General features: G+C 69.2%; 13 protein-coding genes. 5 read left to right on the forward strand and 8 right to left on the reverse strand.

Annotated elements, in window-relative coordinates; genetic code table 11:
- Nucleotides 1–61: 61 nt before the first annotated feature.
- Nucleotides 62–649, reverse strand: a complete 588-nt coding sequence (locus VG899_09950) for a TMEM175 family protein (GenBank protein ID HWA66675.1) — start codon at nucleotides 647–649, stop codon at nucleotides 62–64.
- A gap of 164 nt (nucleotides 650–813) precedes the next feature.
- Here VG899_09950 and VG899_09955 point away from each other — a divergent pair, with 164 nt between their 5' ends.
- A complete protein-coding gene (locus VG899_09955) occupies nucleotides 814–1,176 on the forward strand; it encodes an anti-sigma regulatory factor (protein HWA66676.1) in 363 nt (120 codons plus the stop codon).
- Nucleotides 1,173–2,045: an RNA polymerase sigma factor SigF gene (locus tag VG899_09960; GenBank protein ID HWA66677.1), complete on the forward strand. Its 873-nt coding sequence runs from the start codon at nucleotides 1,173–1,175 to the stop codon at nucleotides 2,043–2,045. The genes VG899_09955 and VG899_09960 overlap by 4 nt, the downstream gene beginning before the upstream one ends.
- A gap of 30 nt (nucleotides 2,046–2,075) precedes the next feature.
- Here VG899_09960 and VG899_09965 read toward each other — a convergent pair whose 3' ends face one another.
- A complete protein-coding gene (locus tag VG899_09965) occupies nucleotides 2,076–2,447 on the reverse strand; it encodes a hypothetical protein (GenBank protein ID HWA66678.1) in 372 nt (123 codons plus the stop codon).
- Between the two features lie 52 nt (nucleotides 2,448–2,499).
- Here VG899_09965 and VG899_09970 point away from each other — a divergent pair, with 52 nt between their 5' ends.
- From VG899_09970 to VG899_09980, 3 genes are all read left to right on the forward strand, one after another.
- Nucleotides 2,500–3,429 (forward strand): diacylglycerol kinase family protein, encoded by a 930-nt coding sequence (locus VG899_09970; protein ID HWA66679.1) that lies wholly within the window; start codon nucleotides 2,500–2,502, stop codon nucleotides 3,427–3,429.
- Nucleotides 3,430–3,739: 310 nt separating this feature from the next.
- A complete protein-coding gene (locus VG899_09975) occupies nucleotides 3,740–3,991 on the forward strand; it encodes a WhiB family transcriptional regulator (GenBank protein ID HWA66680.1) in 252 nt (83 codons plus the stop codon).
- Between the two features lie 65 nt (nucleotides 3,992–4,056).
- On the forward strand, nucleotides 4,057–4,284 hold the full coding sequence (locus VG899_09980; protein ID HWA66681.1) for a hypothetical protein: 228 nt from the start codon (nucleotides 4,057–4,059) through the stop codon (nucleotides 4,282–4,284).
- Here the strand turns inward: VG899_09980 and VG899_09985 are convergent.
- From VG899_09985 to VG899_10010, 6 genes are all read right to left on the reverse strand, one after another.
- Nucleotides 4,268–5,728 carry a histidine kinase N-terminal domain-containing protein gene (locus tag VG899_09985; GenBank protein ID HWA66682.1) on the reverse strand — a complete coding sequence of 487 codons (1,461 nt, stop codon included), beginning with the start codon at nucleotides 5,726–5,728 and terminating at the stop codon, nucleotides 4,268–4,270. The two genes, VG899_09980 and VG899_09985, sit on opposite strands and share 17 nt — an antisense overlap.
- Before the next feature lie 46 nt (nucleotides 5,729–5,774).
- Nucleotides 5,775–6,857, reverse strand: coding sequence for a PilT/PilU family type 4a pilus ATPase (locus tag VG899_09990; GenBank protein ID HWA66683.1), 1,083 nt, complete (start codon nucleotides 6,855–6,857; stop codon nucleotides 5,775–5,777).
- 87 nt (nucleotides 6,858–6,944) lie between these two features.
- On the reverse strand, nucleotides 6,945–7,157 hold the full coding sequence (locus VG899_09995) for a biotin/lipoyl-binding carrier protein (GenBank protein HWA66684.1): 213 nt from the start codon (nucleotides 7,155–7,157) through the stop codon (nucleotides 6,945–6,947).
- Between the two features lie 39 nt (nucleotides 7,158–7,196).
- Nucleotides 7,197–7,439, reverse strand: coding sequence for a hypothetical protein (locus VG899_10000; protein ID HWA66685.1), 243 nt, complete (start codon nucleotides 7,437–7,439; stop codon nucleotides 7,197–7,199).
- The gene (locus VG899_10005) at nucleotides 7,424–8,203 is read right to left on the reverse strand and encodes an enoyl-CoA hydratase-related protein (protein ID HWA66686.1); all 780 of its coding nucleotides are present in this window, start codon (nucleotides 8,201–8,203) and stop codon (nucleotides 7,424–7,426) included. Before VG899_10005 ends, VG899_10000 begins: the two co-directional genes overlap by 16 nt.
- A complete protein-coding gene (locus tag VG899_10010) occupies nucleotides 8,200–9,558 on the reverse strand; it encodes a biotin carboxylase N-terminal domain-containing protein (GenBank protein HWA66687.1) in 1,359 nt (452 codons plus the stop codon). Before VG899_10010 ends, VG899_10005 begins: the two co-directional genes overlap by 4 nt.
- Nucleotides 9,559–9,782: the final 224 nt, after the last annotated feature.

Below are 9,782 nucleotides of genomic sequence, written 5' to 3' on the forward strand. Positions count from 1 at the left end.
ACCGCAGCAGCCCCTCCGGCGAGCGCCATTGCCTTGACGAAGGTGCGTCGCTGCAAGCGCCTCATGGCTTGACCCTTTCGACGACCTGATTCTCTATCCTCCGGTCCGGAATGAGCCAGATCGCGGCGACCACCACGTACAGCGCCACCGAGACCCACCGCGACAGGTAGGCGAGCGGGATCGCCAACACGTACAAGACCGGCGAGATCTTGCCCTTGCCGTCGCGCCCGACGGCCGCGGCCACCGCCGACCCCTCACCCTGCTCGTGGATGATCGCCGTCTGCAGCAGGTAGTAGGCGATCGCGGCGCCCAGGCACACCACCCCGTACGCCGCGGTCGGCGTGGGGCGGAAGTGGTTCTCGCCCATCCAGCCGGTCGCGAACGGGAACAGCGACAGCCAGAACAGCAAATGCAGGTTCGCCCAGAGGATCACGCCGTTGATGCGGTGCGTCGCCTGGAGCATGTGGTGATGGTTGTTCCAGTAGATGCCGACGAACACGAAGCTCAACAGGTAGGTGAGCAGCACCGGCACCACCGGCCGCAAGGCGTGCACGCCACTGCCGTGGGGTACGTGAAGATCAAGAACCATGATCGTGATGAGAATCGCGATGACGCCGTCGCTGAAGGCTTCGAGCCGACCCTTGGGCATGAGTGGCACGGTAATGATCGCGATTGGCCACAACAGAGGTACCCGCGCATGAAGTGGTCTACGTTGGAATCCCGAAGCGACCGAACGAGCACAGAAAGGCAGCGGAAGTGACAGAAGCATCGCAGGCACCAGACGTCACAGCGGTCTCGCATGATGTCGTCTCGATCACCTTGCCTGCGTCCAGCGCCTACCTGTCGGTTCTGCGCACCGCGACGGCAGGACTCGCCGCCCGCCTCGACTTCACGATCGACGAGATCGAGGACATGCGCATCGCGGTGGACGAGGCCTCGGCGATGCTGCTTCCGCAGGCGCTGCCCGGCGCCGACATCACGTGTGAGTTCACCCTCGATCGCACCGCCATGACGGTCTCGGTGAGCGTGTTGACGATCGACGGTGCCGAGCCGCCGCGCGACACCTTCGCGTGGACGGTGCTCGCAGCCTTGGCCGGCGAGGTGACGAGCGATACAGACGCCGACAAGCGGGTAACGATCACTCTGTGCAAGCACCGGAGCAGGTCCGAGGCATGACGACCGAACCCGTCGCGCCTGAGCAGCGAGGCGGCGAGGTCGACGACCTTCAGGTTGTCGAGGCGGAGTTGTCACTGCCTGCCGAGCCAGCCGCGACCGAGTCGTCGGACAGCCGCCCGGACCGGGCACGCGCCCGAGAGCTGTTCAACGCCCTCAACACGCTGCCCGACGACGACCCGGCCCGCCGCGCGATGCGCGACGAGCTGGTCGAGATGCACCTGCCGCTGGTCGAGTACCTCGCCCGCAGGTTCCGCAACCGCGGCGAGCCGTACGACGACCTGGTGCAGGTCGCGACCATCGGCCTGATCAAGTCCATCGACCGCTTCGACACCGAACGTGGCGTGGAGTTCTCGACATACGCGACCCCGACGATCGTCGGCGAGGTCAAGCGTCACTTCCGCGACAAGGGCTGGGCGATCCGGGTGCCCCGCCGGCTCCAGGAGATGAAGCTCGCGCTGACCAAGGCCACGAGCGAGCTCTCGCAGCGAAACGGCCGCGCGCCGACTGTGGCCGAGCTCGCCACCCATCTCGGGATCTCCGAGGACGACGTCCTGGAAGGCCTGGAGTCGAGCAACGCCTACTCCGCTATCTCTTTGGACGCCCCCGATCTGGACGACGAGACGACAGCGATGTCGGACACGCTCGGCGTCATGGATCAGGCGCTCGAGGGTGTGGAGTACCGCGAGTCGCTCAAGCCCATGCTCGAGCAGCTCCCGCCACGCGAGAAGCGCATCCTGCTGCTGCGCTTCTTCGCCAACATGACACAGTCGCAGATCGCCGCCGAGCTCGGCATCTCGCAGATGCACGTGTCACGACTGATCACCCGCACCCTCGCGCAGCTGCGGGAAGGCCTGCTCGCCGAGGACTGAGCGCGAACCGATCCGCGAACCGACCGAGATCTAGATGCCACCCAGCGCGTCGCGGCTCGGCTGGAGCGAGACGGTGACGAGCGTCGCCAGACCGACGATGACCAGCGGCACCATCATCGCCGGCAACGTGGCGATCTGGCCCATGCCGATGATGATCGAGAAGAACTGCACGATGTAGGTCGGCGCCTGGGCCCATCGCCGCATCCGCAGCAGCCCGGCGGCCGCAACGAAGATGCCTGCCGCGAGCACGATCACCGTCACCCCGAGCAGGACGGCGGTCCCCTTGTCGTGGGGATGGCCGAAGATCGCGCGGAGCAGCTCGACGATGCCGTAACCGAGGAAGGCCAGGCCCTGAAGCGACACCAGCACCGCCGCGGCAGTCAGTGACCGAGGACGTTCCATATCGCCCGCGAGGGTAGTCCGGCACCTGACGCCGACCCGATATCCTCCGACGATGCGTGCGCTGCTCGTGGTCAACCCGAAAGCCACGGCAACGTCGTTCCGGGAGCGCGACGTGCTGATCCGCGCACTCGGCAGCGATCTCAAGGTCGATCTCGCCGAGACCACTCACCGGGGCCACGCCATCTCCTACGGCGCACAGGCTGTCGAGCAGGGCCATGACCTGGTGGTCGTGCTGGGCGGCGACGGCACGATCAACGAGGTCGTCAACGGTCTGCTCGGCAGCGGCGAGCACGCCGCAGCCGCCGAGGATGTGCCAGCTCTCGCCGTGGTCCCCGGCGGCAGCACGAACGTCTTCAGCCGGGCGTTGGGGATCTCCCGCGACCCGGTCGAGGCGACCAGCGAGCTGCTCGAGTCGCTGCGCGCCGGGCGCAGTCAGTCGATCTCGCTCGGCCGGGTGAACGAGCGATGGTTCACCTTCACCGCGGGCCTCGGGCTGGACGCCGACGCCGTACGCCGGGTCGAGCACGCCCGCGCCAAGGGCAAGGCGTCGACGCCGAGCCGCTACACCCGCTGCGCGCTGCGCGCGTTCTTCGCCGCCGACCGCCGCCAGCCCTCCCTCACCCTCGACGTCCCCGGCGAGGACCCGGTCGAGGGCCTCTATCTCGGGATCACGTCCAACACCTCGCCGTGGACCTACTTCCGCTCGCATCCCATCGTGCTCACCCCCGACACCTCCTTCGAGGGCGGGCTCGACCTGATCGCGCTCGACAAGATGGGGCTGGTCGGCACGCTGTGGGCGGCCGGCGGGATGCTCACGGCCGGCGGCATCCGCGGCCGCCACCGCCGGGTGTGGCGGGATCTGACGGACTTCGTGCTGCGAGCGGACGCGCCGATGCACTTGCAGGTCGACGGGGACTACCTCGGGATGTGCGAACGAGCGCACATCACCTCGGTCCGCGACGCGATTCGCGTGGTCGCCTGACCCTCGGATCGGCGGCTCGGTCGGCCCCTGTGATCTATGCCACAGCCGTTCCGAGCCGGATTCGGCCAAGGTCGCTTGCTCGCGACTGAGCGAGCGCATAGCGTTCGGATCAGGCCTCTGGACACCCCGGAGGCAGCGCAATAGCGTGCCGGAAGCTTGGTTGTTCTTCTCACCAGGCCAGGCCTCCGGCCCACTTCGTGAATCCGTTCACAAAGTGGTCTCGGACCGAGGTGCACGATAGCCGCGGAACGGGCAAGACGAAGGACGTCGGCCAACCCAGGTCGACGCCCCCGACGGAGGGACAAGACGCATGGACTGGCGACACCGAGCCGCCTGCCGTGACGAAGATCCGGAACTGTTCTTTCCCATCGGCACGACCGGGCCGAGCCTGCTGCAGGTCGACCAGGCCAAGGCCGTGTGCCGTCGCTGTGAGGCAGTCGACGAGTGCCTGACGTGGGCGATCGAGAGTGACCAGGACGCCGGGGTGTGGGGCGGCCTGTCCGAGGACGAGCGACGCGCCGTACGACGTCGCCGCGTCCGCACCGCGCTGCGCACGGCGTAGCGACCTCGCTGCCCGAGGTCGCCGGCCCAGGGCTGGCACGCCTCGGCGCGGCCTACCCTGATGGCGTGACCGAGGACTACGTGCGACCGCCGACCGTCGCGCTGCCGCCTCCCGACCACCGCATGGCGGTGTGGCGGTTCCGCATCGTCGTGGGGGCGTTGCTCGCGCTGCTGATCGTGATCATCGTGCTCGTGGCACGCTCGATCGTGCACCAGGGTGACGGCACGGGGACGGTCGGGATGGGCCACAACCGGCCGCTGTCATCGGCCGGACGGGTCATCTCCTCGCGCTGATCTCCACGGCCGCCACAGTGCCGCCGCTCGGCCGGGCCTGCAGGGTGAGCCTGCCGCCGAGCTCGCTCTCCACCAACGTCCGGGCGATGGCCAGGCCGAGGCGGTCGGAGGCGTCGATCGAGAAGTCCGCGGGCAGTCCCCGACCCGAGTCGAGCACCTCGACCCGCAACCCTGCACCGTCGGTCGCCACGACCACGCGCACCGACCCGGGGACATCCTCGCCGTAGGCGTGCTCCACGGCGTTCTGCACCAGCTCGGACAGCACCATGGCCAGCGGGGTGGCGACCTCAGCCGACAGCACTCCGAAGGATCCTTCACGCGTCACCTCGACGTGGGAGCCCGCCACCTCGGCGACCATCGCCAGCACCTGGTCGGCCACGTCGTCGAAGAGCATCGCCTCGTCGAGGCCGCCGGACAGGGTCTCGTGGACGACGGCGATCGAGGACACCCGCCGCACCGACTCCTCCAGCGCGGTTCGCGCCTCCGGCGCGGCGAGGCGGCGCGCCTGGAGCCGCAACAGCGCCGCGACGGTCTGCAGGTTGTTCTTCACCCGGTGGTGGATCTCGCGGATCGTCGCGTCCTTGCCGATCAGCGCCCGCTCTCGTCGCCGCAGCTCGGTGACGTCGTGGACGAGCACGAGCGCGCCGATGTGCTCGCCGCCCGGGCGAAGCGGCAACGCCCGGAGCTGGACGACCGTGTCCGCGGACTCGATGTCGGTGCCCGCCGGCGCGTGCCCGCCGGTCACGCTGGCGATCGTCTGGGCGTGCTCGGGATCAGCGAGGGGCAACGTGACTTCGGTCAACGACTGGCCGGCCAGGTCACCGAGATGCCCGAGCCGGCGGTAGGCGGACAGCGCGTTCGGGCTGGCAAAGACCACACCGCCGGCTGCGTCGAGCTGGATCAGCCCGTCGCCGACCCGCGGCCCACTCCACTCCGCCCCGGTCTCGCCGGGGTAGGGCCACCGGCCTTCGGCGAGCATCTGCGCGAGGTCGTTGGAGATCCGCAGGTAGGCGATCTCGAGCTGGCTCGGCGTACGAGTGACGGCGAGGTTGGTGTCTCGCGCGACGATCGACACCACCCGCCCCCCGACGCGCACCGGAAGTGCCTCCTGCCGGACGGCGCCGAGCCGCGTCCACACCGGATCGCCCTCCCGGCAGATCCGGCCATCCCGCAGCGCCTCGACGAGCTGCGGCCGCTCGGCCGCGGTGAGGACCCGGCCGACCAGGTCGTCCTGATAGGCCGTCGGACCGGTCGTGGGACGCATCTGTGCCACCACGACGAACTGCTCCCCAGCGGCATCCGGCACGAGCAGCAGCAGGTCGGCGAAGGACAAGTCGGCCAGCAGCTGCCAGTCGCCGACCAGCCGGTGCAGGGTCTCGGTGACGCCGCCCGCCTGCGGATCGGCCGCATCAGTGAAACCACGAGCCGTAAGCAGCTCGTCCATCGTCGGCACGCGACGAGCGTATGACCGCGCCTCGCTCCGCGACGGGCTAGGCGACGAGGCCGACGCGGCGGAGCTCGACGGTGAGGTCGTGCGGGTTCGTCGATGCGGTCATCGCGGCGTCGAGGGTGATGACGCCGTCGCGAATCAGCGCCACCAGGTGCTGGTCGAAGGTCTGCATGCCGTAGTAGGAGCCGTCGGCGATCAGCCCGAGGATGGCCGAAGACTTGTCGGCGTCCATGATCGCGTCGGCGACCCGGCCGGTATTGATGCAGATCTCCATCGCGACACAACGGCCTTCGCCGTCGGCCCGGGGTACGAGGCGCTGGCAGATGATGCCGCGCAGAGCGCTCGCGAGGGAGATCCGGACCTGCTTCTGCTCGTGCGGCGGGAAGAAGTCCACGACGCGGGTGATCGTCTCCTGCGCGTCGGTCGTGTGCAGCGTCGACATGACGAAGTGACCGGTCTCAGCGGCGGCGAGCGCGGCGCGGACCGTCTCCTGGTCACGCATCTCACCGACCAGGATCACGTCGGGGTCCTGGCGCAGCGCGGCGCGGAGGGCGACGTGGAAGTCGTCGGTGTCGACCCGGACCTCGCGCTGGTTGATCATCGCGAGCTTGTCGAAGTGGACGATCTCGATCGGGTCCTCGATCGTGACCACGTGCACCTCGCGGTTGAGGTTGATGTGGTCGATCATCCCGGCCAGCGTCGTCGTCTTGCCCGAGCCGGTGGGCCCGGTGACGAGGACCAGACCGCGCGGTTCCAGAGCGAGCGTCTCGAGCACGGCCGGCAGGCCGAGGTCCCGCAACGGAATGGCGCCGACCGACACGCGTCGGAACACCAGCCCGGCTGATCCGCGCGACCGAAAGGCGTTGACCCGGAACCGGCCGACGTCAGCCAGCGAGTAGGCGAAGTCGGCTTCGTTGGTGCGGTCGAACTCGTCGATCAGATCCTCACGCAGCACCTCGCGCACCATCTGCTCGGTGTCGGGCGGCGTCAGGTCGCGCGTCTCGAGCTTGCGAAGTCGGCCGTCGATGCGCACCCGGGGCGGCGAGCCCACCTTGCAGTGCAGGTCGGAACCTCCGCAGTCGACGAGCGCGCGGAGGAACGGCTCGATCATCAAGCCCGCCACGTCAACTCCTTCGGCGTGATTCCCGATCGACTTGACCGCACAGACCCATCCCTGGGAACGAGCGGAACCTGCTGGCTGGGCACGGCGTCAGGCGATCACGGCGATCAGGTCGCCCTCCTGGACGACCTGGCCTTCGCTGACGAGCAGCTGCTCGACCTTGCCGCCGCCTTCGGCGAGCACCGGGATCTCCATCTTCATCGACTCGAGGATGACCAGCGTGTCGCCGTCCTCGACCTGATCCCCAGCGGCGACGAGCACCTTCCACACGTTCGCCACCATCTCCGCCCGCACCTCTGCCACGCCTGCTCCGATCTAGTGAGACTCACGCGTGAGGGTAGATCACGGCCGGCCGTCGAGCTCCCGCTGCAGCCGCTCCGCTGCGGCCTTCCAGTGCGAGGCCTCGGCCTGGGCCTTGCGCAGCTCGGTCATCAGCCCGGACACGACGTCGCTCGTGACGCGGTCGGGCGAGCCAGGACGCACGTCGCGGGCCTTCCGTCGTGCGACGAGGTATCCCCCGGCGACGATCATGACGAAGGCCACCAGGAGCGCGACACCGACGACGATCTTCAGCGGCCGGTCCACTCAGGAGCACGTTTGTCGAAGAACGCCGCGATGCCCTCCACGGCATCCTTCGTCGTCGTGAGGAGGGACAGCTGCGCCTGCATGGCCTCCAACGCGGCGGGAAGCGACGCCGTGTCGGTCGCGCTCGTCCAGGCCGCCTTGCCCAGCCGCACTGCCACCGGCGCGGCCGCGGCGAGCTTCGCGACGTAGGCGTCGACGTCGGCGTCGAAGCTCTCATCGGGGAACACCCGCGAGACCAGGCCCATCTCGTACGCCGTTCGGGCGTCGAACCGGTCGCCGACGAGCATCCGGTCCATCGCGTGCTTGGGCGAGAGGTGACGGGCGAGCAACGCGCTCACCATGAACGGCCAGAGCCCGCGATCGATCTCGGGCATGCCGAACGCGGCGCTCTCCCGCGCGAGGACGACGTCGGCACCGGCGGCCAGCCCGATTCCGCCGGCAAGGCAGAGCCCCTGCACCCGCGCCACGATCGGAACCGGACATGACCTCATCGCGAGCACCAACCTGGCCAGCAGACCGCGTCCCTCGTGCTGCTCCAGGCCCGTGGCGTCGTTGCCCATGACGGCGAGATCGGCGCCGGAGCAGAAGACCCGGTCGCCGGTCGACGCGATCAGGACGACCCGGATGTCTGGATCGTCGGCGGCGGTCGTGACGCCGTCGAGCATTCCGCGCATGACGTCCGCGGAGAGCGCGTTCCGCTTCTCCTCGCGGTTGATCGTCAGGCGCAGGACGTGGCCGGCGCGCTCCGACAGCAACTCGGTCATTTCGGCATCCTGTCGATGATGGCGGTGTCGTAGTCCCCCGACGCGAAAGCCGGGTCCGAGAGCAGCCGGGCGAAGAACGGCAGGTTCGTCTTCGGTCCTTCGATGTGGAACTCGGCGACCGCCTCGCGCGCCCGCGCGAGCGCCTCGTCACGATCGCTGCCCCAGACGCACAGCTTGGCGAGCAGCGGGTCGTAGTTCTGCGTCACGGTCGTACCGGCGGCGTAGCCCGCATCGACCCGGACGTGCTCGCCGGCCGGCTCCTCCCACCGGGTGATGGTCCCCGGCGAGGGCAGAAAGCGCACCGGATCCTCGGCGTAGACCCGCAGCTCGATGGCGTGCCCGTCGACGGTCAGCGCGCCGAGCGCGTCGCCAGGCGGGTCGCCGGCCGCGACGCGCAGCTGCTCCGCGACGAGGTCGACGCCGGTCACCAGCTCGGTGATCGGGTGCTCGACCTGCAGCCGGGCGTTCATCTCAAGGAAGTAGAACTGGCCGCCGGATCCGTCGAGCAGGCTGGCCGGGTCGAGCAGAAACTCCACGGTGCCGGCGCCCCGATACCCCACCGACTCACCGGCGCGCGCCGCCGCCGCGCACATCCGCTCCCGCAACTCCGGTGTCAGCACCGGGCAGGGCGTCTCCTCCGCGACCTTTTGGTGCCGCCGCTGCACCGAGCAGTCGCGCTCACCCAACGCGACGACCCGCCCGTCGGTGAGCCCCAAGATCTGCACCTCGACGTGCCGCGCGGACGCGACGTACCGCTCGAGCAGGATCGCCGGGTTCGCGAAGAACCGCTGCGCGCTGTTTTGCGCGGTGGCGAACGCCGTGCGCAGTTGCTCCTCGTCGTGGGCGATGCTCATGCCGATGCCGCCACCGCCACCGGCGGCCTTGACCATCAGCGGGTAACCGACCTCTTTCGCGGCGAGCACGGCCGCCTCGACGTCGGTCACCGGTTCGCGGGTGCCTGGCGCGATCGGCACGCCGTGCTCCCCGACCAGGTTGCGCGCGGCGACCTTGTCGCCCATCGCGACGATCGCGTCCGGCGACGGACCGATCCAGACCAGACCCGCGTCGCCGACCGCGCGCGCGAAGTCGGCGTTCTCGGACAAGAACCCGTAGCCGGGGTGAATCGCCTGCGCGCCGGACTGTTGGGCGGCCTCGATGACTTTCGCGATGTCGAGATAACTCTCGGACGGCGCGGCCGCGCCGAGCAGCACCGCGTCGTCGGCCTCTTGCACGAAGGGCAGTTCGGCGTCGACGTCGGAGTGCACCGCGATGGCCTTCACGCCCATCCGCTGCACGGTGCGAATCACCCGCCGGGCGATCTCACCACGGTTGGCCACCAAGACGGACTCGAACACGGTTTTGCCTTTCGGTCAAAAAGCTTGAGCGGACGACGGGACGACGACGCCCGCGTTGCCGCCGGTCTTATCGTGACCGACGCGCGCCGAGCAACCGCCAGGCGGCCGGCAGCAGGCAGGCCGCGACCGCCGCCTTGACGACGTCGCCTACGAGGAAGGGGTAGACCCCCAGCTCCATGGCCTTGCTGTACGACACGCCGAGATGGTGGCTGAGCCACCACACG

This window comes from Mycobacteriales bacterium (assembly GCA_035550055.1).
GTDB lineage: Bacteria > Actinomycetota > Actinomycetes > JAFAQI01 > JAFAQI01 > DASZTV01.